Origin of the sequence: Nitrosomonas sp. Nm33 (genome assembly GCF_900107265.1) — a bacterium.
GTDB lineage: Bacteria > Pseudomonadota > Gammaproteobacteria > Burkholderiales > Nitrosomonadaceae > Nitrosomonas.
This window is the reverse complement of sequence record NZ_FNPJ01000024.1, coordinates 1-25,301: the sequence shown is the minus strand read 5'-3', so window position 1 is coordinate 25,301 and position 25,301 is coordinate 1. Positions and strand designations below refer to the sequence as shown.

The 25,301-nt window shown below is 45.0% G+C and carries 20 protein-coding genes and 1 pseudogene; 13 read left to right on the top strand and 8 right to left on the bottom strand.

Features of this window, described 5'->3' with window-relative positions:
• Positions 1-13: 13 nt before the first annotated feature.
• The 4 genes from BLV54_RS06930 to BLV54_RS06915 form a co-directional block, all read right to left on the bottom strand.
• Positions 14-2,395 (bottom strand): multicopper oxidase domain-containing protein, encoded by a 2,382-nt coding sequence (locus tag BLV54_RS06930; protein WP_090569714.1) that lies wholly within the window; start codon positions 2,393-2,395, stop codon positions 14-16.
• Positions 2,396-2,604: 209 nt separating this feature from the next.
• Positions 2,605-3,612 (bottom strand): SCO family protein, encoded by a 1,008-nt coding sequence (locus BLV54_RS06925; RefSeq protein ID WP_090569712.1) that lies wholly within the window; start codon positions 3,610-3,612, stop codon positions 2,605-2,607.
• Positions 3,609-4,820 carry a cupredoxin domain-containing protein gene (locus BLV54_RS06920; RefSeq protein ID WP_143032441.1) on the bottom strand — a complete coding sequence of 404 codons (1,212 nt, stop codon included), beginning with the start codon at positions 4,818-4,820 and terminating at the stop codon, positions 3,609-3,611. Before BLV54_RS06920 ends, BLV54_RS06925 begins: the two co-directional genes overlap by 4 nt.
• Positions 4,821-5,231: 411 nt before the next feature.
• Positions 5,232-5,606 carry a hypothetical protein gene (locus BLV54_RS06915; RefSeq protein ID WP_090569706.1) on the bottom strand — a complete coding sequence of 125 codons (375 nt, stop codon included), beginning with the start codon at positions 5,604-5,606 and terminating at the stop codon, positions 5,232-5,234.
• A 380-nt stretch (positions 5,607-5,986) separates the two neighbouring features.
• On the opposite strand from BLV54_RS06915, the gene BLV54_RS06910 reads away from it, so the two are divergent.
• From BLV54_RS06910 to BLV54_RS06875, 8 genes are all read left to right on the top strand, one after another.
• Complete coding sequence (locus BLV54_RS06910; RefSeq protein WP_090569703.1) at positions 5,987-6,178, top strand: YezD family protein; 192 nt, start codon at positions 5,987-5,989, stop codon at positions 6,176-6,178.
• Between the two features lie 131 nt (positions 6,179-6,309).
• Positions 6,310-7,929 (top strand): alginate export family protein, encoded by a 1,620-nt coding sequence (locus BLV54_RS06905; RefSeq protein WP_256329235.1) that lies wholly within the window; start codon positions 6,310-6,312, stop codon positions 7,927-7,929.
• A gap of 43 nt (positions 7,930-7,972) precedes the next feature.
• The gene (locus BLV54_RS06900; protein WP_090569699.1) at positions 7,973-8,971 is read left to right on the top strand and encodes a sulfate ABC transporter substrate-binding protein; all 999 of its coding nucleotides are present in this window, start codon (positions 7,973-7,975) and stop codon (positions 8,969-8,971) included.
• A gap of 186 nt (positions 8,972-9,157) precedes the next feature.
• Positions 9,158-10,081, top strand: a complete 924-nt coding sequence (locus tag BLV54_RS06895; protein ID WP_090569696.1) for an EAL domain-containing protein — start codon at positions 9,158-9,160, stop codon at positions 10,079-10,081.
• A gap of 281 nt (positions 10,082-10,362) precedes the next feature.
• Positions 10,363-11,235: an EAL domain-containing protein gene (locus BLV54_RS06890; protein WP_090569693.1), complete on the top strand. Its 873-nt coding sequence runs from the start codon at positions 10,363-10,365 to the stop codon at positions 11,233-11,235.
• A gap of 22 nt (positions 11,236-11,257) precedes the next feature.
• Positions 11,258-12,085 (top strand): sulfate ABC transporter permease subunit CysT, encoded by an 828-nt coding sequence (cysT, locus tag BLV54_RS06885; RefSeq protein ID WP_090569690.1) that lies wholly within the window; start codon positions 11,258-11,260, stop codon positions 12,083-12,085.
• A gap of 16 nt (positions 12,086-12,101) precedes the next feature.
• On the top strand, positions 12,102-12,983 hold the full coding sequence (gene cysW / locus BLV54_RS06880; protein WP_090569687.1) for a sulfate ABC transporter permease subunit CysW: 882 nt from the start codon (positions 12,102-12,104) through the stop codon (positions 12,981-12,983).
• 3 nt (positions 12,984-12,986) lie between these two features.
• Positions 12,987-14,060 carry a sulfate/molybdate ABC transporter ATP-binding protein gene (locus BLV54_RS06875; protein WP_090569684.1) on the top strand — a complete coding sequence of 358 codons (1,074 nt, stop codon included), beginning with the start codon at positions 12,987-12,989 and terminating at the stop codon, positions 14,058-14,060.
• A 116-nt stretch (positions 14,061-14,176) separates the two neighbouring features.
• On the opposite strand, the gene BLV54_RS16770 is transcribed toward BLV54_RS06875, so the two are convergent.
• Entirely contained in the window at positions 14,177-14,308 is a 132-nt protein-coding gene (locus tag BLV54_RS16770; RefSeq protein WP_256329232.1) for a hypothetical protein, read from the bottom strand.
• Between the two features lie 28 nt (positions 14,309-14,336).
• Here BLV54_RS16770 and BLV54_RS06870 point away from each other — a divergent pair, with 28 nt between their 5' ends.
• Positions 14,337-15,257, top strand: coding sequence for a CysB family HTH-type transcriptional regulator (locus BLV54_RS06870; RefSeq protein WP_090569734.1), 921 nt, complete (start codon positions 14,337-14,339; stop codon positions 15,255-15,257).
• 678 nt (positions 15,258-15,935) lie between these two features.
• Positions 15,936-16,035: pseudogene (locus tag BLV54_RS17230) on the top strand (IS6 family transposase); the annotation flags it as partial.
• 186 nt (positions 16,036-16,221) lie between these two features.
• On the opposite strand, the gene BLV54_RS06860 reads toward BLV54_RS17230, so the two are convergent.
• From BLV54_RS06860 to BLV54_RS06850, 3 genes are all read right to left on the bottom strand, one after another.
• Complete coding sequence (locus tag BLV54_RS06860) at positions 16,222-17,484, bottom strand: cytochrome P450 (RefSeq protein ID WP_090569679.1); 1,263 nt, start codon at positions 17,482-17,484, stop codon at positions 16,222-16,224.
• Between the two features lie 32 nt (positions 17,485-17,516).
• Entirely contained in the window at positions 17,517-17,981 is a 465-nt protein-coding gene (locus BLV54_RS06855; RefSeq protein ID WP_090569676.1) for a hypothetical protein, read from the bottom strand.
• A 307-nt stretch (positions 17,982-18,288) separates the two neighbouring features.
• Positions 18,289-20,331: a di-heme-cytochrome C peroxidase gene (locus BLV54_RS06850; protein ID WP_143032440.1), complete on the bottom strand. Its 2,043-nt coding sequence runs from the start codon at positions 20,329-20,331 to the stop codon at positions 18,289-18,291.
• A gap of 678 nt (positions 20,332-21,009) precedes the next feature.
• On the opposite strand from BLV54_RS06850, the gene BLV54_RS06845 reads away from it, so the two are divergent.
• The 3 genes from BLV54_RS06845 to BLV54_RS06835 form a co-directional block, all read left to right on the top strand.
• Positions 21,010-23,181: a patatin-like phospholipase family protein gene (locus BLV54_RS06845; protein WP_090569670.1), complete on the top strand. Its 2,172-nt coding sequence runs from the start codon at positions 21,010-21,012 to the stop codon at positions 23,179-23,181.
• Positions 23,182-23,491: 310 nt separating this feature from the next.
• The gene (locus tag BLV54_RS06840; RefSeq protein ID WP_176969700.1) at positions 23,492-24,685 is read left to right on the top strand and encodes a lipase family protein; all 1,194 of its coding nucleotides are present in this window, start codon (positions 23,492-23,494) and stop codon (positions 24,683-24,685) included.
• A gap of 212 nt (positions 24,686-24,897) precedes the next feature.
• Positions 24,898-25,301: IS5 family transposase (locus tag BLV54_RS06835; RefSeq protein WP_143032426.1), on the top strand; the 404-nt coding region annotated here is incomplete at its 3' end.

Genomic DNA, 25,301 nt, shown 5'->3' with positions numbered 1-25,301 from the left:
ACCCTGCTTCTTGCTATTTCACGTTAGTAACACCGGTCTTGAAAGAAGGTACATCTGTTTCGTTGGTTTCTACATAGTCAACACCATCCCAGTCCGGCATCGGCGTGGGGATAGCAATGACCTGGCCAGGATTCTGGGAATCCCAACGTAACAGCATGGCCGTGTCTTCGTGCGTGGTATTGTGGCAATGCTCCATATATGTACCCACAAATTCTCTTACACGGATCGCAAATTCAACACTGTCAAGCGTGTCTGGCATCCTATCACCAATGCGATACACGTCTTTACGCGCCCATTTCTCCCATTCAGGAGGAGTCTGTCCACCGCGTTTGAGAATCTGACCCTCCTCGAAATGCACATGTATTGGATGACTCCAACCATTTCCACCGTTCTTAAGGTGCCAGATTTCAACGCTGCCCTTGTCAGGCGCAGCAGACAACCGGCGCGGATCCATGTTATATCCTTGCCCACCATCGGTCTTAATGGTCCATGGTTTGTCATCTGAGCCATTCGCGCGTCCGAATTCAAACGTGCGATGTTTTGCATTTGCGAGTTCTTCGGCAGAGAATCCCGGCAGCGGGATCATTTGTTTCTTCCCTGGTTCAAAATCGGCAGGATTCATGCTCAGATCTACGCCATCGTAGGCTTTCACCCGGAATTCGAGAAACTTGCCAACTACCGGATCACCCTTATATTTTCCTGATACCACCTGGTCAAGCGGGATCTGCTTATTGGGACCTTTGCCGTCCTTATGTTCCAGCACGTTGACAAAATAGAGTTTGTCACCGGGCTTGAATTGACCGAAGTCCACAACGATGTCATAGCGTTCCGCGATGCCTTGTGATGGAAGTACAGCATCCGAGAAGCGGACAGCATGTTCCATCAAATTTCCATCATTGGCGACCATATGGAACGGCACCGGTTGTCCGGCTGCATTCACCAGCGCGACCTGGAACCAGCGTGCCACGCTGGCATTCAGGATGCGGAAACGGTAGCGGCGCGCACGCACTTCAAAATAAGGTTTGTACGCCCAGTTCACCGTCATCTGATCTCCGAGAAAACCATCGGTTTGAAAAATGTTAAAGAAAAGCTGCCCGTTCTGATCCCACGCTTTGTCGGCAAGCGCCAGATTGACGTCATAGTCACGATTCCCCCAATCCAGAGCGGTGCCACTCGGGAGACGCAGGTTGACACCATCATCCATCCCTTCGTTGCCACGGTCGAGCGCACTGTAATAATTCATCATGGCAGCATTGCCTTTATAGACATTCTGCGATGTGAAATCGAGCATGTGGTCGTGAAACCAATGTGTACTCATGGTTTCACGATAGTCTCCGCGAATGCGCATGATGCCACCGTTCCCATCGGGAGTACCCGCTTTGGGATCCGATTTGTCCGCATTGATGGTGTCGTGCCCAGCAAGGATCATAGGCCAGCGATAGTCATAGAATTGCCCTGGGTAGAAGTAGGAATGTGCATAGCCATCACTCTCAGCTGGATTGTGGCCATTATGCTCGTGCGTTGAGATGGTATGCCTGCCAAAGCCGTTGTTCGCGCTCTCATCGATCGGCAGTGCGTTGTAATGGCGAAATACGAAGGGAACTCCATAACGTGCTACAACCAACTTGGGTGGGAATGTCCCATCAAATGTCCACAGCGAATTAGGCTGCTGCACAGGCATTTTGGGATGAAGACGTGGCTCGATGCCAGCTGTCGTCCCTTTAAAGCCAGCACGACCCGTGGTGTTATGGTACAAACCACCTGGCGCGAATTCGCCATTGCTCCAGCCATGTCTCTGCCCCTTGTCACGAAATCCCGTGTTTGTGCGTGCACCGGCCTGCGCTGTTTGAACATATGCCTGCGGTTGGAACTCATCCCAGCGTTGATGGGCGTAATATTCCCCGGAGGGACGCCCTTCGATTGCCGAAAATTTAAGTGGCCCGGTATGGGTTTCAATCACACTCTGCCACGGATTCGACATCACTATGTTTGCTTGCTCCGTTGGAAAGGGATGAATCGGTTCCTTCAAAAATGTATCGAGCGCCATACTATCCGGGGAGCTGTGGGTGTCGTTGGGCTGCGGCAAGGTTGAGGCGCAATCCGAACACTTGTTCAGTGGCAATGAATTCATCTCCTCAAACAGCAGCATTTTTTGCGAAAATGGCTTTGCACCAAAGAGCGGGCTCGGTGGTGCTCCGGTCGGAATATTGAACCCGCCAGATGCGTGTGCTAATGAGGTGCCATACAGGACTGCTGCAGTTAGACAGAGGAAAAAAAACCCCAGGCCCTTCATTTGTTTCTGCATCCTGCTTGATCGTCGGTACTGTGGCTTTGTGGCTGAATGATATTTGATAGCAGAAGTTTCCAAGCTACCAGACAAATTTATTGATTGCATAGTAACCTCCTTTTGTTGTTGTGATGACTTCTACTTAAAATTACAGCTTCATTGCTCTAGCCAGCTAAGATCCCAGCTGGCCGGATCAATACTAAATGCCTTTAATGCCTTTAATGCCTTTAATGCCTTAACTTATGTTGCTACTGCTTCCTGAAACAGATCATCTGAATTCGGATGGCAAGACTGCATGCCATCCGCACAGATTGGTGCTACTTTCTCTTCTCACCGCTGATAAGAAGCCATTTCGATTCGTTACTCTTGGTAATGAATCTGCTTTGCTTCTCCAGATAGTCGATGAGTGCTGCTACCTCGCCGTCACTTAGCTGCAGATTCGGCATGGGTAATTCCTTGAATTTCTGATAAAGCGCCAGCGCGATGGGATCTTTTTCAGCCAAGACCACATCCGGCTCCTTGATCCAGCGGAACAACCAGTCGCGATCTCGCTGTGACGTTACTTGCAACAGATCAGGACCAAGTCCATGGCCCGCGCCTATGGTGTGACATGAACTACAGCGCGTGTTAAAAAGATATTCCCCCCGCGGCGAATATCCTCGGATCTCACGCGCAGCGGCATAGCTTTTTTGCTCTTGACGCGGTATCCGCTTATTCTGCATCTGATAGCCGATCAGATTGACCAACACTTGAGGATTGTCGCCTAGAGAGCGTTTCGTCCAGCGTCCTGTGGCCTCGTTACCAATCAGCACGCTTAAATTATGATTCTCCAATTGATCTGCAGGATCTTGCGGACTGAGTAACCCCAGCTTCCGGCGCAAGAGCGTAATATCTGCTTCTTTGCCAGTAAAAAATTGCCAACCGGGGCCAACACCAAACTTCTCTGCATACTGCTTGAGCACTGCGGGAGTGTCATTTGCCGGATCAATCGTAATGGAATAGATAAACACATCACGCCCCACACGATCACCAAGAAGCGTTTGCAAGTGCCGCAACCGCGCTGTTTCCAGCGAACAGGAAAGTTTGCAGTTAGTAAAAATGAAATTGATTACAACTACCTTATCCTTGATGAGGTCATTGTAGAAATGGACATTTTTCCCATCTTGATTGACAAGATTAATATTAGGAAAATAATCTGCTCCCCACGGCGAACCCTGGGGAGCGCCCAGCGTAAAGCTGCTTCCCAGAGTCAGTGCAATTCCAAAGAGTAGGCGCTTGACTGAAAGGCTTGATCTGCTTAGTCTTGAGAAACAATCTTTTATCATTTCTTTTTTCCTCCCTTCAAACTGTTATTCCCGTTGTTTCCCTCTTCCAAACCGACTCTATCTGCTTCAGTGAAATCGTGCATATGGTCATGGAACCAATGCGTGCTCATGGTTTCGCGATAGTCTCCGCGAATGCGCATGATGCCACCGTTCCCATCGGGAGTACCCGCTTTGGGATCTGATTTGTCCGCATTGATGGTATCGTGCCCAGCAAGGATCATAGGCCAGCGATAGTCATAGAATTGCCCTAGGTAGAAGTAGGCATTAGCGAAGCCATCGCTCTCAGCTGGATTGTGGCCATTATGCTCGTGCGTCGTAATGGTATGTCTGCCGAAACAGTTGTTCGCGCTCTCATCGATCGGCAGTGCGTTGTAATGGCGGAATAAGATGGGTTCCCCATAGCGCACCATGATTAGCTTCGGTGGAAATGTCCCGTCGAATGTCCACACCGAGTTGGGATGCTGCACAGGCATTTTGGGATAAAAACGTACCTCGATACCCGCAGTGCTCCCTTCAAAGCCAGCATAACCCGTGGTGTTATGGTACAAACCACCTGGCGCGAATTCGCCTTTGCTCCACTCATGTCTCTGCCCCTTGTTACGAAGTCCCGTATTTTTGCGTGCGCCGGCCTGCGCTGTTTGAATGTATCTCTCCGGTTGGAACTCATTCCAGCGTTGATGCGCGTAAAATTCCCCGGCCGGGCGCCCTTCAATTGAAGTAAAACTGAGCGGCCCGGTATGGGTCTCAATCAAATCCTGCCACGGATTCGGTAGCACTATGTTTGCTTGCTCCGTGGGAAAGGGATAAATCGGCCCCTTCAGAAACACATCGAGCGCCGCACTACCCGGTGAACTCCCGGTATCACTCGGTTGTGGTAAGGTTGAAGTGCAGCCCGAACACTTGTTCATTGGCAGTGAATTCATCTCCTCAAGCAACAGCATTTTTTGCGAAAATGGTGTTGCACCAAAAAGCGGGCTCGGTCCCGCTCCAGTCGAAATATCGAATCCGCCACTTGCACGTGCTGCCTGGGTGCCATTCAGGATTGCTGCTATCAAGCAGAGAAAAAAAACATCCGTAACGCTCCACTGCCTCTGCACTTTGTTCAATCTTCGGCGAACCAGCCTTACGGAAGGACTTGCAAAAATATCATTGATAATAAAAGCCACCAAACTGCGAAAAACATTTATTAGTATTATTATTAGTTGCATATTGATCCCCATTCGTTTACATCATTTCCTTTCGTTTAAATAAATGTTGATCTGGCCAATCAACATTGCTTTACCATCCTGCTACTCGTTGGCTAAAAGTGCGTCTTTCGAGGATAGATCCCATAGCTCCCATGAATTAGGACATCAAGGTTGCAATCCCCCCGACCCCACTAGTGCCGTGCCTACGAACTCAATTGGAGCTAAGCTCCCTTTAGCTTCATATAAAGCACATTCTATGCCATAATTTTTTTGATATATAAAACATGTGGTTATACAGATATTGATTTTTCGATTTACGCGATGTAAAGATTCTCGACAACTGGTAAAAATTTTCTTTACAGACTGATCAAGGTTTTCTTTGGCTTTCAGACAGCTTTGAACAGCTTTGAATAAGGGATGAATGGCGTCTTGCTAATACCTTTTTGAGGCGATTTTCTTTAAACAAGAATAAGTAATTGAAATAAAATAAGAATAGTAAAAATTTAATTTATAAAAGAAAATTAGATGGCTATCGATTTTTCGATTTGTGCAATGGAAAAATTCTCGACTGCTGCTAAAGATTTTTTTTACTTGCTGATAAAGGCTTTCTTTATCTTTCAGGCGGCTTTGAATGGGGAATGAGTGGTATCTTGCCAATATTTCTTTGAGGCAGTTTTCTTCATCAAGATTAAGTAATTGAAATCGAATAGAAATAATAAAATTATGAATATCTATATATTCAGCGTAAATAATTCCGACACTAAATGTCGTTGATAAGCAACTTTTCAACAGTAATTCATTGAACATATTGCCCCTTCTGCTGCTAATTGAGTGCCATAAAAATTACCAAGGCTTCAAGTTATTGTGATTAATTAATCAGTTACATTAACCCTTATCGTCCTATATACATAATGGTGTAAATAATTTCGACACCAAATGTTGCCAATAGGCAACTTCCCAGTAGTTACTTATTGAACATTCATTGAATATATTGCCCTTCTGCTGCTAACCGAGCGCCATAAAAATTACCAAGGCTTCAAGTTATTGTGATTAATCAGCGCGGTAACATTAATCTTTATTTTTCTATATACATAATTATGATAAGCAAATGAAATAATATTATTTCTATGCATAAAGAATGATTGGTAAAGTTCGTATCCATAGGATCAATACACTATTTCAACGCAATGATAAACAGCACGACACCACAAAACAGTCAATCGATTTCACAAGAGATCAAGCAGGAGATCTTGCAAGCTATTGCCCGTATTCAATTTGGCTCAGTCGAGATCGTGATTCATGACGACCAGGTCATGCAAATCGAGTGTCGCGAAAAAATTCGCATCCATCACGCTGACCTTATTCGCAAAATCAAATAACCAATTAACAATTTAACTCAAATCATGTTTTATCAGAAACCTAGTATCGCCTCGACCAGAAAACTGGAGAAAGAAAAAAATACACAGCAATGGTCTGACTGGATTACCGGAAGAACATTGGGGAGAAATGAATGAAATATTCTTGGCGAACCATTTTGCTTATTACAGCAAATGTATTGCCTATTGCCTCGATTCAGGCAAATGGAGGCTCTGTACCACTTAAAAATTCTCAGGTTGCGCAGCAGCCCATGTTGCAAGTGGCACAAGCAACTCAAGGTGATTCCTACAAATGGGCAATCAAACCTAAGGAACAAGCGGCAACGCAGCGAGATGCGCAATCAACTGCACAACCTGCCGCTGCCAAGGCAGATGCCCCGCAGAAGACAACTTATTTTCAGCGTGCGCGCAGCTATGCTACGCACCCTGAATCTGATCCACCCCGCTATGTGCGTAACATGGCCAGAACTGAACATCCTGAATTTAAGGATCTCCACTGGCTGGATTTTGGGTTCGATCACCGCACGCGGTATGAGCTGCGTGATGGTGATATCCGTCGCAACAGACTCTTAGTCGATAACCAATTCCTGCTGCGCACCCGCGCGTACGTGGGGATCAGACATATTCTCGATCCGTTTCGTATGGCGATTGAATTTCAGGATTCGCGAGGTTATAACAGCGAGTTTCCCAGAGATAACCGTGACTGGAACCAATATGAGTTGATTCAAACCTATGGTGAACTGTATTTCAAGGATGCACTGGGAACGGACGACCTGGGAAATAACCGCCCAATCCGAATTCGTGGTGGCCGCATGGCTTGGGAGGCAGTAGACCGCCGCTTGCTCGGTAACAATCAATGGCGCAACACCACCAATAATTTTGAAGGTTTTCGTGTTACCTTCGGACAAGAGGGCAATGACTGGGAATTCGATGCCTGGGGCATGCAGCCTGTCATTCGCGAAATCGATGCTTTTGATGGACGTAATAAAAGCCAATGGTTCTATGGTGCAGTCGGACATTGGCGCAAGTGGTCTGACATCATCACGCTGCAGCCCTATTTCATGGGTCTCAAGCAAGATGGCAGAGATGGGCGGCAGGCTGAGCGTGATATCTATTCACCAGCCATCCGTGCCTACGGCGTGCTGCCGTATACCAACATCGATTTCGATCTGGGGGCAATCTATCAATTTGGCAGCGATAATGGTTTGAAAAAAAATGCTTGGGCTTATCTGCTTGAATTTGGCTACAGCTTCAAACATGCCTGGAAACCCAGACTCAGCGCCTTTTATGGTTTTGTCAGCGGTGACCGCAATCCTAAAGACAATGTTGACAATCGTTTTGAACGCTTCTTCGGATTTTCCCGTCCCTGGTCACCCGATGACTATATCGTCATGGAAAACATCAAGGCGCCCAAAATAGTATTTGAGTTTTCACCCCATAGGAATGTGTCCATCGATGGCGGTTATAGCTGGTTCTGGCTAGCTAGTGACACTGATCGATTTAACAATTTTCTAAACATTTCAACCCCTAACCCCTTCAATCGCGATAAAACCGGCCAAAGTGGGGACTTTATCGGGCAATCAATCAATGCACGCGTTAACTACAAATTGGCGCCGCTGGTCGACACGACTATTGGGTATTCGCACTTTATAAACGGGGAATTCACCAAAAACAGACAACTGGCGGCATTAGGAGAATCCAGAGACAGCTCAAATTTTTTCTACGTAGAAGTATCGATTCGAGCATTTAAATAAGAGCGTTCAAATAACTTAAACCTTATACATTAAAGGAAAAAGCATGAAAGCAAACAAATGGTCAAAAATTACCCTGCTGGCAGCAAGCTTACTGATTGGAAGTAACGTATCTGCAGACAAAGCTTTATTGAATGTTTCCTACGATCCAACCCGCGAGCTTTATCAGGAATTCAATCCCGCATTCAGTAAATACTGGCAGGCACAGACCGGTGAGAAAGTCACTGTCCGGCAATCGCATGGAGGCTCCGGCAAACAAGCGCGCTCTGTGATTGATGGGCTGGATGCGGATGTAGTCACCCTCGCATTGGCAGGAGATATCGATGCAATAGCAGCACATGGCAAGCTTCTGCCAGACAATTGGCAAACTCGTTTGACCCATAACAGCTCACCTTATACCTCAACCATCATTTTTCTGGTACGCAAGGGAAATCCAAAAAGCATCAAAGATTGGAATGATCTTGCCAGACCAGGTATTGCAGTGATCACCCCTAACCCTAAAACATCTGGGGGTGCGCGCTGGAATTATCTCGCTGCGTGGGAATACGGCAAACAGAATTTTGGCGAAGCTAAAGCTAAAGAATTTGTCACGGATATCTTTAAAAATGTGCCGGTACTGGATTCTGGCGCACGGGGTTCAGCCACTACATTCATCGAACGCGGTATCGGCGATGTGCTCATTTCCTGGGAAAACGAAGCGTTCCTGGCACTCAAGGAATATGGCCAGGATAAATTTGAAATCATCGTACCCTCACTCAGTATCCTTGCAGAACCTACTGTTGCCCTGGTCGACAAAGTTGTTGACAAGAAAGGTACGCGCAAGATCGCTGAAGCTTATCTCCAGCACCTCTATTCGGATGAAGGCCAGGAAATTGCTGCCAAACATTTCTACCGGCCAATAAATGAAAAGATCGCTGCAAAGTATGCCAAGCAGTTCCCGGCCATCAAGCTGTTCAAAATCGATGACGCATTCGGTAGTTGGAAAAATGCGCAAAAAACCCACTTTGATGACGGCGGTACATTTGATCAAATTTATCTGAAATAACCATGCAAGGAGTGTTGTGCAAGCAGCACTCCCAATTTGAACGTATTTTAAGGAAATAACATGAGCGTATTAATTGTAGGCGGCGATCATATCGAATCGCTTAAACGTCAGGCGATTGTACAAGGGTACACAGAAAGATTGATTGTCATAGTGTGAGCCCAATACCTTATTTAATAGGAGTTTTTTATGTATATATCAACCATTGGTATCTTTGCTGACACAGAAGGATTGTCACGCAAACTAGATCGTATCCTGAAAGCTACCGACTATCCGGTACAATACTCCGAAGGAGACTGGGTTACAGGATTTTTTTATAATTGCCAGCTTTCCAGTGTTTTTCAGCCTATTTTTGACACAACCGAAAACAAAACTATAGGTCATGCAGCTTATACTCGTTCTGAGTTAAATGAACAAGCTACTTCCGCTCCATGGAATACTTTTGCTCTTTCTTCGGAAGAAAACCAACTTGCCAAGCTGGATCGTTTATGCCGGATAATCCATGCCCTTAATTATTTCAACCGTACGTCCGATCAGAATAACAAATTGTTTGTCCATGTGCAGCCACGACTGCTGGAAAGTGTCAAAGATGATCATGGCCAAGCATTTGAGCACGTACTGAACCTGATTGAGGTACCCACCTCGCGCGTAGTCATCGAACTTCCGCGTGAAACCAGTCACGATTGGAAATCCCTCAGGAAAGTCATCCAGAACTATCGCTCTCGCGGTTATCAGATTGCAACTACTTTTAGCAGCGAAAGTAATGATTGGATGTTAGAACTCATGATGGAGCTTGGTGGTCTCTACCCAGATATCATGCGTATTCAAATACGAGATCTGTTACGGCACAACGCAGCAGCTCCTCTGATAAAAACAATCCATCGTTTTAACACAACTGTTCTTGTATACGATATTGAAACAGCCGATCAAGCTACCGAGGCTCTCCATGCAGGGGTTGATTATCTACAAGGCAATTTTCTCAGCAAACCCACGCGCGACATTTATACGATTTCACCGCAGCTCATTAAAGAAAATAAAGAAGATTTGGCATCAGATTATTTTTACAAAAGAACTCTCAACGGGCTAAAAGATGGATACATTAAATCAAGATAATGTTTTATCAGGCTTAAATCTGATGCTGGCTTTCTGGGGATCACTCTATTGTTGTGCTTCGTTAACAGTTGCAACCATCGCACCCACTGCATCTCATGGCTGAAATTTACGTGGCAATAAAGCTTTTTGATTTTGGTGAGCTATTTGAAAAATCAGGTTGATCAAGACACATGAATAAAATCATGCAGACAATCTAAAAACAGGAACTGAAATGCTCACTCTCATCAAAAACATCTCCTGCAGCAACACATATTGATGCCTCATTTAACAGGAGTTTTTCCATGAATACCTCCACTTCCAAAACTTTTGTAGTTAAAGATGAATTTGAGTTAATCCAATCGGCTACAGACTACTCTCTGGAACGTGCCGAAGATGGTTGGATAAGTGGGCAATTCTATCGTTGCAAGCTAACCAGTGCTTTCCAACCTATTATCGATGTTGCTCAAAACAAGACTATAGGGCACGCTGCCCATATCCATTCGGAGTCGAATGGAGAAATTTCGCTCTCACCCTGGCAAATTTTTGCTCAAGCAACAAGTGATGAACAATTGGTTAATCTGGATCGCTTATGCCGGGCAGTACACGCACTCAATTATTTCAATAAAGCCACCAGTACAGATAAAAAATTATTTGTAGGCGTACACCCGCGACTTCTGGAAAGTGTTAAGGTCGATCACGGTCGTGCGTTTGAAGATTTTCTTAACCTGATAGGCATAAGAACCTCCCGAGTTACGATTGAGATTCCCTCCATCATTAATGATGACTGGGAATTACTGCAGAAAGTGATTAACAACTATCACTCACACGGCTATCAAATTGCAGCCACTTATTATAAGGGTTCAAGTAGCGCTTGGATGTCAGAGCTAGGTAGCTTATATCCGGATATCGTACGGATCAAAGCATCCTATCTGTTATATCACCATGTAATCAATGACATCATCAGAACTGTTCACCATTTTGGTGCCAAGGCTCTGGTATGGGATATTGGAACATTCGAACAGTTAACGGCTGCCAAACGTCTTGGCGCTAGTTATCTCCAAGGTAATTTTCTCAGTGAACCAGCACGAGCCATTCACACGATTTCGTCCCGATCAATCCAAGAAATCTTATATCCGGATTTGGCACAAACACCCGAAGTAGGCAGGAAAATTTGAATCTTCTAATAGGAATTATAAAGTGAGTACATTCAAACAGCATAGCGTATTACCAGGATTTAATCTCGCGCTGGGTTTTACAATTCTTTATCTAAGTCTGATCGTACTGATCCCACTTTCGGCGGTATTCATTCGAACTGCCGAACTGACTTGGTCGGAATTCTGGGCGACAGCAACGTCACCGCGCGTGTTAGCCTCGTACCGGCTGACCTTTGGTGCTTCGTTTGCCGCCGCACTCACTAACGCGGTATTCGGACTGCTGGTAGCCTGGGTGTTGGTTCGTTATCATTTTCCTGGCAAAAGGATAGTCGATGCCCTGATAGATCTACCGTTTGCCCTGCCTACTGCCGTGGCGGGAATCGCCCTTACAGCCCTTTATGCTGGCAACGGCTGGATCGGTCAGTTACTCGAACCGCTCGGGATCAAAGTTGCCTTTACCCCTATTGGTGTCTATGTGGCACTGACTTTCATTGGCTTGCCATTCGTGGTCCGCACAGTGCAGCCCGTGCTGGAAGATATCGAAACAGAACTGGAAGAAGCGGCCGCCATGCTCGGTGCGAGTCAGTTGCAGACTTTCTTGCGGATCATTTTTCCAACGATTTTTCCTGCCCTCCTGACGGGTTTTGCACTGGCGTTTGCGCGTGCCATCGGAGAGTATGGTTCCGTCATATTCATCGCGGGCAATATGCCGATGATTTCGGAAATTACCCCGTTATTGATTATTACCAAGCTCGAGCAGTATGACTTCGCTGGCGCCACTGCCATTGCTGTCGTCATGCTGACCATCTCTTTCATTCTGTTACTCATTATCAACCTGTTGCAATGGTGGAGTCGCCGCCGCAACGCATGAGCGTGAGAATTCTCCTATGACCACGATAACTATCTCCTATCCTAGCAAAGTACAGAGAGCGGCCCTTACCCAGGAACCGGTGTGGGTCCGCTGGGCGCTGATCGGATTGGCGCTTGCGTTTCTGACATTATTCCTCTTCATACCCTTGGTTTCAGTGTTCTATGAAGCACTCAAAAAAGGCGTGGATGTTTATTTTGCCGCGATCACAGACCCAGATGCAGTTGCAGCCATCAAGCTGACGCTGACTGCGACCGCCATTGCTGTGCCACTTAATCTGGTATTTGGCATCGCGGCGGCCTGGGCTATCGCTAAATTTGAATTTCGCGGCAAGAACATCCTGATCACGCTCATTGATCTGCCCATCTCGGTCTCTCCCGTCATTGCCGGTCTAATCTATGTACTGCTTTTCGGTTTACAGGGGTGGTTAGGGCCATGGTTAGCCGAGCATGACCTCAAAATCATCTTTGCAGTACCCGGCATAGTATTGGCAACAATTTTTGTGACAGTGCCCTTCATTGCGCGCGAATTGATCCCACTCATGCAGGCACAGGGAACCGAAGAAGAGGAAGCAGCTGTGGCATTGGGTGCAAATGGCTGGCAGACGTTCTGGCGCATTACTCTTCCCAACATCAAGTGGGGTCTGTTGTACGGCATCATTCTATGCAATGCACGCGCCATGGGTGAGTTCGGCGCGGTTTCAGTGGTGTCGGGGCATATACGCGGCAGCACCAACACCTTGCCGCTGCACGTTGAGATTCTCTATAACGAATACAACTATGCCGCAGCCTTTGCAGTCGCATCCCTGCTGGCATTACTCGCCCTGATCACACTTGCCATCAAAACTTTCTTAGAGTCAAAAGTAAGCCATCAAAAAGAACCCATCAAAAAGGAAAATTAATTCATGAGCATTGAAATACGTCACCTCTCCAAGCAATTCGGCACATTTGCTGCATTACGCGACATCAACCTGAAAATTCATTCAGGCGAACTCCTTGCGTTACTGGGACCTTCAGGATCTGGCAAAACTACTTTGCTGCGCGTCATTGCCGGACTGGAAACAGCCGATTCAGGTCAAGTGCTGTTTAATAATGAAGACGCCACCAGCCAACATATCCGAGATCGGCAGGTGGGCTTTGTTTTCCAGCATTATGCGCTATTCCGCAACATGACAATTTTTGAGAATGTCGCGTTTGGATTACGTGTTCGCCCCAGACAGAATCGTCTGAAAGATCAGGAAATCCATGAACGCGTCACCAATCTGCTGAAACTCGTGCAACTCGACTGGCTGGCAAACCGCTATCCCCACCAGCTCTCCGGCGGGCAACGCCAACGAATTGCTTTGGCACGCGCTTTGGCGGTAGAACCCAAAGTATTGCTATTGGATGAACCTTTCGGCGCACTCGATGCCAAAGTGCGCAAGGAATTGCGCACTTGGCTAAGAAGACTGCATGATGACATGCATATTACCAGTATTTTTGTCACCCATGATCAAGAAGAAGCACTGGAAGTATCTGATCGAGTGGTAGTTATGAACGAAGGGCGGATTGAACAGGTCGGCACACCCGATGAAGTCTATGAGCGTCCGGCCAATCCGTTTGTGTATGAGTTTCTGGGACATGTTAACCTATTCCATGGTCGGGTACATCAAGGCCGTGCCTGGATTGGCGATGTTGCAATCGATGCCCCTGAACATGCTGAGGCTGAAAATCTAGCTGCGGTTGCTTATGTGCGGCCGCACGATATCGAAGTCGACCGCGCCATTAATGGCGAATCGGCACTGTCAGCGCATGTCGTTCATATTCTCTCAGTGGGTCCGGTTGTCAGACTGGAATTGGCGCACCAAGACAATCAAAATAAGAGTCTCATTCAAGTTGAAATCAGCAAGGAGCGATTTCGCGACTTGCAGTTAGTAAAGGGTGATCAGGTTTTTATCAAACCGCGCCGCCTTGATTTGTTCCCCCATCAGCTGCATTGATATAGCGCAATTCAATATTAACAAAGGGATCGAACATTGAACCTAGATTCCTCAGTTGATCGCTCGTTCTGATGTTAACATTATGAATATAATAATTTTTCCTACATATTTCATTTTCACCCTCTGGGTGTTTCCGCTGCAGAACGGATTGCGCAATTTTGCAAGCGCATGGCTGCGTTGCGACTCTTTGGAATGGAACGACCATTCCGCATCGTTGCGCCTTGCCCTGCACTCGCAAAATCACACACTCCATCCTGCCCAACTGAGGAATCTAGGTTGAATTTTCAGCAACTTCGTATCATAAGTGAAACCGTTCGTCATCATTACAATCTGACGGAGGTCGCCAATGCCTTATTTACCTCACAATCCGGTGTCAGCAAGCATATCAAGGATTTGGAAGATGAATTAGGTATTGAATTATTTATTCGCAAAGGCAAGCGCTTGACTGGGTTAACTGAGCCCGGTAAGGAACTGATCAAGATTGTTGAGCGTATCCTGCTGGATACCCGAAATATCAAACGCCTGGCTGAGCAGTTTAGCCAGTACGATCAAGGTCAGCTTACTATCGCTACAACCCACACCCAGGCGCAATATGCCTTGCCACCTGTGGTACGGCAGTTCAAGAAAGCATTTCCCAAGGTGCACCTGGCATTGCACCAATCCAGTCCAGGTGAAATCGTATCCATGCTGCTTGACGGCCAGGCAGATATTGGTATCGCAACAGAAGCATTGGAAAATACAACCAATTTGATCTCTTTTCCCTACTACACATGGCACCATGTTATCATTGTGCCTGCAGGACATCCCTTGCAGTCGGTTCACCCCCTTACGCTCGAAGCCATCGCAGAATTTCCGATCATCACCTATCACCACGGATTTACCGGGCGATCACGGATCGATCAAGCATTCGCTCAAGCAGGGTTAGCTCCCGATATCGCCATGTCTGCCCTGGATGCCGATGTGATTAAAACCTATGTCGCACTTGGAATGGGTGTTGGCATTATTGCATCGGTAGCATTTGTACCAGAACGAGATTCCTTGCTCGTCAAACTGGATAGCTCACATTTATTTGAGAAAAATACGACTTATATCTCGATTCTCCAGAACCACTATTTACGTGACTTTGCCTATTGTTTCATAGAGCTTTGCATTCCTGCACTCAGCAAATCCATTAAAAGAAACGATAAATCATTCTAATAACTAACCAAAAAGATAGCACTGTACGATATCTTGATTGCCTAAATTTTCTATTAATAAATTTAAGCTATGAATATTACGGCTTCGGTTGACAGTTTTATAAATTGAACTGTTTTAATGAGTCGCTGATTAATCTACAAGCACAACGAGATATTTCTTGTTAATTAAAAGTATTTGAACATGCGACCACATCTGGAAATGTGTCATTTACCTGCCGTCATTTTGAGATCTCAAGGGATACTTATGCTATGTTTGCGCACCATAGAAGAAGGAAAACATTTGTCTTCCTTTCCAACGAATCTAAATCTTCTACTCAAGTTATCGCTGATCTGTACAAAATATGTTAGCAGCTCGATCTTTTCTTCAAGTTAATCAAACAGAATCTCAAAATAGAATGCTTTCTCGATACCAGTAAGAATTGAACAGTAATTCATGTTACGGTAACGATTATCGCCTAATGTTGGCATATTTGGTTGAACAGTCATTTCCAAATTCCTTTTCCATGCAACAATGGACGAGAATGATCTGTGCCAATATCTTCGCGAGAAAAACGCTGAAAGAATCGGCAACTCCACCACCATCTCCAGAAAACCACCATTCACACAATAATCTAACCTTAATTTTACTTAAACGGATAATAATGAAAATCAATAATATCGAGACCTATTTATCCATGCATGCCAGATCAAGTATCTCAACAATATCGTTGATCAGAATCACCGTCTCATAAAGCTAATCGTACAAATGATGCTTAACTTTAAAGCTTTTTATTCGGCTAAAAATGTGTTAACAGGTTTCGTGATGAAACGCATGATTTACCATGTTCAGATGATGATGGAGCAGCTATCATGATGTTTTTTTCACAATCATTTTATACATTTACAGGATAAACTACCTTGTTTTTAAGAATGGCAGAACTATTCATCCGCAATATGCGTTTTTTTCCCTTAATGCGACGAAATCCCTAACTGTCCATATCGACATAAAATGCTTCCGGAAACGAACCACCTTTAAAATCCAGTCTACCCAAATCATCAGGTGAACGTCGCAAACCTTTCCGGAGCAACAGGCGTTTCATGATCTCGGGAACCTGTACCTTACTGATATGATCGCCGAGACAGCGATGATGGCCATAGCCCAGGTGCATGTAATGATAGTCTGGTCGATCCGTGCAGAATTCGTTGGGATGCACTAATTCATTCTCATCGTGCATAGCGGAAGCAATCGAAGCCAGCACCACCATACCAGGTTGCACTGTCACGGCCCGTGTACTCCCCGCAGCGATAGTATAGGGTTCGGCACAAATTCTGACCACAAATGGCGCCTGTGGTTTGAAGCGCAATGCTTCCCATACAATATTACTGAGCAATTCATCATTGCCATCCTGCGCGGCCTGTTTTGCCAGATTAAATTCGTTAGGGCGATCTAGCAAAACATCCAGCGATTGTACGATTGCTGCAGACGAGGTTTCTCCCGCGCCAACCAGCAGGCCCATGACATTCGAGATGATACGTTCTTCGTTAAAGCCAACAATATCAGGGAATTTGGTTTTCAGAAGGCGTGACAGTGTATCATCAAGCTCTGGATTCTTCTCCAACTCAGCTCGACGCTGTGGTATCAATTCCTGCAAATAGGCGCGCATCTCTGCTCCTGCCTGTACCGAGGCTTGATGCACGGTCTCGTCGTTTTGCGGAAAATTGTGGAACATATCGTTTTGAGTGGCTCGAGACCAGCGCATCATGGTTTCGATATCGGGGCCAGGGAATCCCGAGTACGCCCCGGTCATTTGGAGGATGACTTTGCGCGATACATTGGACACCACTTCCAATCTTCCTTGCGACAAACCTGCGGTAATGGCTTTATCGGCCAGATCCGCTACCATTTTACGGACATTAGGTAAATCTTCCCGCCGCAACATGGTCCACATAACGGATTTATCACGCTGGTTCAGTACAGTATCATCTCGCGCCAACATGTAAGGCCCGACGGAGGGGTCCATTTTGGGCGCATAACCACGCACCGTGAAGACGGTTGGCCGTGATAACACTTCTTGTACATCACGGAACCGGGTCACTACGATAGGTCCTTTTGCAGTAACGGCAAAATTAGGTTCATTCGCACGCAGCTCGGCGAATAATTCCAGCGTATGTTGCCGTACCCAAATGTTGAATAATTGGGCCTGTTTCGGTCCGACCTCGGTCCTGCTAAATTCTGATAAGAATGACATAGCTTAATCCTTCAGCATAATGATAATTTTGACTACTGCTCGATTCTCGTCAGCGCACATGTAACTAAACTGCCACTATCAATTTCTATCGCCTGGACCTCCGTAGCGATGCGTCCTCCCGTGATGCCATCTTTATCAGTCAAAACCAGGTCGAAATTTGTAGGATTGAAACCTGATGGGTTGACAATAGTAAGTGTTGCCGTTCCACGGCATGAAGATTCAATATTGTAAGTCAATGTTATATTACGATCCCGAAATATATTACCAGCAATGCTCGCTGTATCTACGGCGGAGCCCGTGCCATTACCATCAAACGAGAATTTCCCAACCAGCGCCACATTGACCGCACCGTTATTGACTGTTCCTAAACAAGTGGAACCATAGTCTCCCCGGAGAGTTTTATTCGTGCATGCTGCTTCTGCGCCAGCGGCAACAGCGAATGATACTAACATGGCACAACAAAATTTAACCCCTGTTGAAATCACTTTGCTTTTCATAACTTTTCCTTTTCTCCCTAAACGCGTATTTTCAGTAAACATAAGTAAAACACCCCATGCAAAGCAGATACTTGTTGATATTGCTAATACTTCACAGTTGCCTATAACACCTTCAACCACCAATGACTTCTTCACTAACAGAAAGAAACGCTACTTTTGGTTATCTCGTTGATCTTCCTCTTCTTGATTTCTGGATCACAATTTATCAAGCAGCCAGCGCTTGTTAAAATCAGTTTAATGTTGCCTCTTTGACAGGCAAGCTAAAAACAGAATGAAATCTGTTTCCAGCTTACTCGTTGTTAGATGCTTAAAGCGATTTCAAAAACTCGATGATTGCAAAGCGCTCTTCTTCACTTAACTTTGGTCCTATACGTCCAGCAATCTTATCATCAGTAAACAAATGCCCAGTATTGCGGTTACCCGGTAGCTTCGTATTTAGCAAGAACAATCCTTTTGTGTTACGTAGCAGCTCAACATCGGACAAGTGCGGACCGCCTTCAGCTCTGTATTTAAATCCTACGTACTTGGCATCAAACTCGCGACTACCCAAGTAAAACTTGGAGGCCTCTGCATCACGTTCTGCCTGAGTAGATAGCAGTAAATAGAGATTAGGTATAGAACCATTATGCAAAAAAGGAGCCGTCGACCAAACACCATTTAAAGGTCGAGCCTTATAAACAGGAACATCATCAATCACAGCGCGAATTCCATTGGGCCGGTTACCGTCCAATGCAACTCGTTCATCATTACTTTTGTTGTTATCCTGGTACCAGTTGTTTTTAGTTGCCTCAACTACATCGCCTAAAGCTATACCAAAATTGGTAATCTTATGTCCGTCCGCAGGAGTCTTGCCTGAGGAACTAGGTTGAGGACAATCATGGGGAGTTTGTTCTTCCGAGAAAGGTGGAATTACCGTTCCACTATTGGGAATGCGGATGAATTCTGGCGTACTTACTGTACGATAAGCCATTCCAAACGCCGTTTTGCAATCTGTGCCAATTTCTTTCACAGGCACAGTCTTTAACGCCAGGAATTTTTCACTATGACCCTCGCCTAGTTCTTGCCAATATTTAGCAGTGAAAATTTCGTCAGAATTGATAGGGGGCAAATGACAGCCAGCGCACAAGGGTTTCTGCCCGTTGTCGGGATTGCCCATATATAGTTCACGCCCTTTGACAACCAAAGTTTCATTCAATGGTGGCAAAGGTAAATTTTTCCATTCTGGTGAACGTAAACCGCCAAACTGATTTGCTTCCAGGGGATTCTTTTCACCAGCCAATAATATTTCCATTTCATGCAAAATTTGCATTGGAATGTGTGAGGAAAAGATCGTTTTCTCTGGATTGGATAAGTTGACCATCCCTTTCACCCCCATCGCTTCCCCTGCATTGCGAACCATTGGTTGCATGATCGAGCTGTTATATTGCACCCAATCAAACCAAGGAGCGTTCCAAAGGAATGGAAAGCTCACCGGCCCATCTATTGGAGACATATTTGATTTGATTTTCATTTGACTGGAAAATACTTCGTTGCCGATCCTATTCAAAGCATCGAGGCGAGTAAAACCCTCCGCCGCACCCTTCTTGATCATTTCAGTTTCAAGATCACTTTGTTCCTTGGCGGCGTCCAACAAATCGCTGAACATCTTTTCAAGCTTTTTGCGGTTTTCTGGAGTATCGGCATCACCCAGTACGCGTTTGGCAAAACGATCAAAGCGACCGGGTAAGTATTTGGTATATGCCATAGACAACCCCAAAGCCTCACGGATTTTGTCCAAACTGATCATGCCTTGTCCGCCATCGATCAAGATTCGGTAATCCCCATATTCCAGTTGACCAGTATGACAGGCAGCACAGGTTAGACCAAGGCTGCGCGCATTTTTACCAGTTCCAGGAATAGGCCAGTGCTGCCCTGTGGCCGGATCTAACCACTCTTCGCCTACCGCAAAGCCTACCGGCAGATTTGCTTCGTTATAAGATTTATCTGCATATTGAGAGTATTTTTTAGCTTGAGAGCTTTCTTGATAGCCGTATTTGACAGCCTGTACCTTATCTTCTAGCGAGGCTGGGCTAGGAATGAACCCCATTCGGGCAAGATAGTTTTGATCGGAAAATAATCCAACTTCAGAAAAAGAAAGCTCTGGCTGCTCCAATGCCTTAAACCATTCGTAAGGTAAACCAAATGTGTTAGTTCCTTGCTCAGCATGATGAAACCATTGCCGCTCTTCGCTGCTCCATCCCTGATCAGCCCAGTAATTCTTAAGCTGCACAGGGTTATCAGGAAGCTCTACATTACATCCCGCGAGTACCCCGAACATCAACATAGGCATAAGGTGTCTGATTCGACTCATAGCTTTTTTCTCCTGTTGTCTTTCTTTTAATTAAGCAGAATTGGTGGATCGTTTTCCCATTTAAGGCATTCAAAACTTTTCATCGCCAGTTGGTTTGATTTTTTGATGCCGCAGCGTAACCCAATTGGGTAGATTTTATGATTTATTTTGGAGAGTAATTAGTTAAAAACGCTTCTTTAGTAAATCCAATTAATGTAATTAATAATATATAAATTAAAAAATAATATTAAAAAATTTAATCATAATGTTGATAGCATATTTTATATATTATTCTTATATTGATTAATTTCATGATTCCTTTTTTCTTAGTTTAATAATACATAATTTACACTATTATTATATTCACTATTTTAGAAGCTATATCATCGAAATATATTTAAATATCCATCTAATTTGATGACATAGTAATATCAAATTTGATTAAAATTTAAGTGTTTTAAAGTGATATAGGTTACCAATCAGAAGTAATCATTAATTTTGACAATTCTAATTCTAAAAAAGGAATTTCCATATCTTCTATACCCGCTTATATACATACTTAATTAGCTCGTAATGATAGTGGTAGTGCAATAACTAGAGCAGCTTTTGAAGCCTTAAAGTAATTAAAGCGCTAGCATGCAATTCGCATTTATAAGCAACATTTCGCTCATAACATCTCGCAGAAGGGAAAAAGCAAGCATGGACATCGATAGAAAAAAAAGTACCTATTTAACATTAGGCATCTTATTCATGATATTGCTCTCGCTGATACGCTGGGGTGGCGAAACGCTGCAATATCTTTTTTATTTGCGTGTTCCGTTAATAAGCGGCGCATTGCTCTTCATGCTGCCCATAATTTGTATCTATCTCCTGCCGTCGATGCTTGGCAATTTGTTCGTTCTTAAAAACAAATGGCGTATGTCACTGGTGATCCCGGGGGCTGTCGCGACTGGCCTGGGTATCGTTATCATCGGCGGTATTATTGGTACAAATGCGGCAGCGCGCTTTAATGTTTCCCCTTGCCCCCTCTTGGAGGCGCTCCTTCAGGATGATGCGTTAACGCCTTACTTATTCGCGCTGATACTGGCATTTCCTACCGCTTGGGCCGCCTATTGGTCATCGGGTCCTGCATCCAAGGAAATGTCAAATACCGATCGTAAAATTGGTGTAGCCATCGGCTCCATTCTTTCGCTGCTACTCATGGGCGCCATATACTGGGCGCGTACTGGTGAAACCGTGAGTTGGGTTTCTGATATGTTGTTAATGATCATATCGATATTGCCAAGTGAGGCACGCGCGGGCCTTGTAAAAGATGACCAACTGACACCAGGACTTGTAACTGCTAGTGCTTTTCTCGCTGTCAGCACTATCCTCTATCTGATTGGTTTATTACTCTATCGTCCGAAAATCAAAAAGGATCGGTGGCAACTACCTGCGCTATCTTATGTGCTAGGCCTGTTACTAATATTTTCGTTTCTATTCGGTCTGTTGACGTTCGTCTTAGATTACTACCGCGTACCGGTCTTGCTATCCTTCCTTGCTGTATCTGCCCTCGCTTACAAGCTTTGGAAAGTCGACCATTATTATGATATCCGCCCAACACCCACAGAACCGCCCAAACCCGATGATTTTATTGGAGCATTAAAAGAACGGCTCGCGCACCAACAAGGGAGGCGTACTTTGGTCGTTGTCTGCGCAAGCGGCGGCGGTATTCAGGCGGCAGGCTGGACCTCCATGGTCTTAACTGGATTACAAAAACGGTTGGGTAAAGATTTTACCCAAGCCATAGGCTTGATAAGCTCAGTTTCAGGAGGCTCAGTAGGTACGCTTCATTTCCTTGACCGCTTCGGCAATGAGGGTGCGCCCGAGGATTCTGAACTCAATGCAATCTTCAACGCTTCTACTGAAGATAGCTTAGGCGCTACTGGTTGGGGTTTAGTGTATCCCGATCTTTGGCGTTTCTCTGGTTTACCATTTCTACACACCCAACCCCGCGATCGAGGGGCGGCGATCGAGACTGATTGGAAATCCTTCATGAAGAGCCCTAATGCGACCTTACGCGATTGGGTTGATCCTATCAAGCAGGGAAAATTGCCGGTACCAGTCTTCAATGCCACGATTGTGGAAGACGGACGGCATTATCTGATTAGTCCGATGACCTTCGCAACAGAGCCTTTAGAGGGTCTGGAATTCAATCGCCTTTATCCTCAGCACGATATGGATGCCAGCACGGCAGCTTTGCTTTCAGCGACTTTTCCTTATGTCACTCCGATAACACGCAATAGCGAGGAAGACGATAGTCAGTCAAAGGTAACACCAGTTTTTCATGTCGCTGATGGTGGGTTCTTCGATAACTTCGGGATCGTCTCTGCTGTTGATTGGTTGAATGAACAAGTGCTTCCTAAACGTGTTGAATTGGAAATAGAGCGTGTGCTTCTCGTCGAAATCCGCGCATTCCCGGATGAAGAACCGCTACAAACAGCATCCCGAAAGAATGTCGGCTTCCTTATGAGTCTCTTTGGACCCTTACTGACTGTTTTAGCTGCGCGTAATTCCACACAAGCGCAGCGGAACGAGGACATTGTCAACGATCTGAAAACAAAGTGGACTGCGAAAGATATTGACATATTCGATTTCAAAATCTCTTTTCCAAAAAACATTCCATTCTTCGAAATACCTACCCAAACAGGATATGAGAATATCGATCAATACACTACTGCATTGAAAGACGAAAAGAAAGCTTATACTCCACCCTTATCCTGGACACTTACGAAAAAACAAAAAGATGCCATACGTAACGCATGGGAAATACTTAATCAAGACCAAAGCAGTTCAGTAGCGGAACTAGAAAAAGTTTGGAGCCGCAAATAACCTGTAGTTATTCGGAAGTTGCAGGTACTCCAGTCTGCTAAAACTTACGTAAAGATTAGCAACAAGTATTAATCTGGCTGATGTGAGGTCGATCTGAGAAGTAGCAAATCGCCCCAATATGCGGTTTCTACTAAGGTGGCTGTTTGAAGATATAAAACTTGATTGAAGTTATTTGGTAAATAAATACAATATCTATCAAAGATTTATCAGGATAAAACTGACTATGAGAAATAGCATTATTAAGCTCATCATATCAGGACCAGTAAAATCTTTTTTTATGCCTCCCTCATTACTATTAGGATGTGCAACTATGATAAATGAAAAAGATGTCGTAAAAGAGCAATTACGTGATGAACGCACTCATCGTGTTGATACCATAGGTTTCAAAACAAATGAAGCTAAGCAATTGCTGGAATTCTGTATCGAGCTTAATAATCAGGATGATAGAAATGCTCATCCTGATAACAGTGAATTTAAGCCCGACCTTGGTCAATGGAAAATTATTAAGGATAGCCGGGCGGGTAAAAAGGATGATCCCACAAAAAATGGTTTTGGCCCCTTCAATAACGCATGGATAGCTTTGCAAAAAAGTGCAGGTGATGAGTATGCCCTGGCAATTCGCGGTACTGTTGGTCAAGCTCGCAGCATTCTTAATGACGTACTGGCAACGACCATTCCTGCTGATTCCGGTATTGAATTTCCTAAAAACCGAAATTTGCCAATCACATTTGCAACTACACCCCGCGCGGAAGTGCATTTAGGATTTGCTTATGCAGCCTTTTCGATGCTGTTTGACAATGAGCGAGGTATTGTTAACTTGCTGCGTTCAGGCTTAATACCGCCGGGTGCAAAGTTATTTATAACAGGGCACAGTCAAGGTGCAGCTATTGGCACTTTAGTGCATGCCTACCTGCACTACGCAATTACAGATCCGACTGATCGTTATCAATTAAAAGACAAACGCCTTACCTTAAAATCTTATGTATTTGCACAACCTAAACCCGGTAATTATCAGTTTGCGCTTGATTTCGCACGCGTCGCCGGACACCATGGAACTGCGTTTGTAATAAACAACAATCTGGATGCTGTGCCACAACTGCCGATCAATCAACAAACAATAGCGGAATCAATTGCTGACGCAGTAAGTGAGAATCAAGGACATGGTCGTGGCGCCAGCGGTGTATTGATCGACGGATTGGCTAAAGCAGGGAAAGCTGTTTTCTGGGCTCGTAATTTATTCGCAGAGCACATTGCCAATAAAGTCGACAAGCTTTATAGCTTAGAACAAGCTAAAAATATTGACACTTCTTATTTCGATGGCATTGCTAAGATCCCGGAGCAGGCAGTAAATTCGTTGAATTACACATTGAGTGGTACTCTGATTCCCGTATTTGGGATAAGTGGCGGTGGTAATCTTTATCCACCTGCTTCATCGGATAAACCTGATTTATTGCTTCAGCATCACGCGACCACCTATCGGAAATTGATCAATCAGCAGTTATGATGCCAAGATGTATCTGTGTCCAAACCCAGGCCATGAAATAATTCTCTCGCACACAGTATTTTCCATTATTTCCCGTTAAAAAGACGTACCCCCTTCAGGCTCATACTGATACCCTTCTAGGGTCTGTTGACGTTTTGAGATAAGTATTTCATAAATAGAAGCAAACTCGTAATATTGAGGTGTTCTCACACCACCGATAAAACGAGTTTGCGATGCCCCGATTGATGCTCAACGATGAGTTCTGGTCGAAGCTGGAGAAGATTCTGCGTCAAGAAGCGATTTATAACAAGCGCAATTTGCGCATGACAGTAGAAGGTATGCTATACCGAATGCGGGTTGGTTGTCCGTGGCGAGACTTACCTGAGGTGTTTGGATGCTGGAATTCCATCTACAAGAGATTCAATGCCTGGTCATTAAGTAACAAGTGGAGCAGAATTTTCAAGGCACTGATTATTGATCCAGATTGGGAGTGGGAATTTATTGATGGCAGCTACGTTAAAGCGCATCAGCATAGTGCGGGCGCGGTAGGTCAAGAGCCGCAGGCCATCGGGAAAAGCCGTGCGGGTAACACTACAAAGATTCATTTGGCGGTTGATGGTTGTGGTTTACCAGTTGA

Excerpts from the sequence above, each read along its gene's own strand:
- BLV54_RS06930 (WP_090569714.1), bottom strand. The coding sequence starts at position 2,395 with ATGCAATCAATAAATTTGTCTGGTAGCTTGGAAACTTCTGCTATCAAA.
- BLV54_RS06920 (WP_143032441.1), bottom strand. The coding sequence starts at position 4,820 with ATGCAACTAATAATAATACTAATAAATGTTTTTCGCAGTTTGGTGGCT.
- BLV54_RS06890 (WP_090569693.1), top strand. The coding sequence starts at position 10,363 with ATGAATACCTCCACTTCCAAAACTTTTGTAGTTAAAGATGAATTTGAG.
- BLV54_RS06860 (WP_090569679.1), bottom strand. The coding sequence starts at position 17,484 with ATGTCATTCTTATCAGAATTTAGCAGGACCGAGGTCGGACCGAAACAG.
- BLV54_RS06900 (WP_090569699.1), top strand. The coding sequence starts at position 7,973 with ATGAAAGCAAACAAATGGTCAAAAATTACCCTGCTGGCAGCAAGCTTA.
- BLV54_RS06915 (WP_090569706.1), bottom strand. The coding sequence starts at position 5,606 with ATGTTCAATGAATTACTGTTGAAAAGTTGCTTATCAACGACATTTAGT.
- BLV54_RS06840 (WP_176969700.1), top strand. The coding sequence starts at position 23,492 with ATGATAAATGAAAAAGATGTCGTAAAAGAGCAATTACGTGATGAACGC.
- BLV54_RS06850 (WP_143032440.1), bottom strand. The coding sequence starts at position 20,331 with ATGAGTCGAATCAGACACCTTATGCCTATGTTGATGTTCGGGGTACTC.
- BLV54_RS06845 (WP_090569670.1), top strand. The coding sequence starts at position 21,010 with ATGGACATCGATAGAAAAAAAAGTACCTATTTAACATTAGGCATCTTA.
- BLV54_RS06910 (WP_090569703.1), top strand. The coding sequence starts at position 5,987 with ATGATAAACAGCACGACACCACAAAACAGTCAATCGATTTCACAAGAG.
- BLV54_RS06905 (WP_256329235.1), top strand. The coding sequence starts at position 6,310 with ATGAAATATTCTTGGCGAACCATTTTGCTTATTACAGCAAATGTATTG.
- BLV54_RS06895 (WP_090569696.1), top strand. The coding sequence starts at position 9,158 with ATGTATATATCAACCATTGGTATCTTTGCTGACACAGAAGGATTGTCA.
- BLV54_RS06875 (WP_090569684.1), top strand. The coding sequence starts at position 12,987 with ATGAGCATTGAAATACGTCACCTCTCCAAGCAATTCGGCACATTTGCT.
- BLV54_RS06855 (WP_090569676.1), bottom strand. The coding sequence starts at position 17,981 with ATGAAAAGCAAAGTGATTTCAACAGGGGTTAAATTTTGTTGTGCCATG.
- cysW (WP_090569687.1), top strand. The coding sequence starts at position 12,102 with ATGACCACGATAACTATCTCCTATCCTAGCAAAGTACAGAGAGCGGCC.
- BLV54_RS06925 (WP_090569712.1), bottom strand. The coding sequence starts at position 3,612 with ATGATAAAAGATTGTTTCTCAAGACTAAGCAGATCAAGCCTTTCAGTC.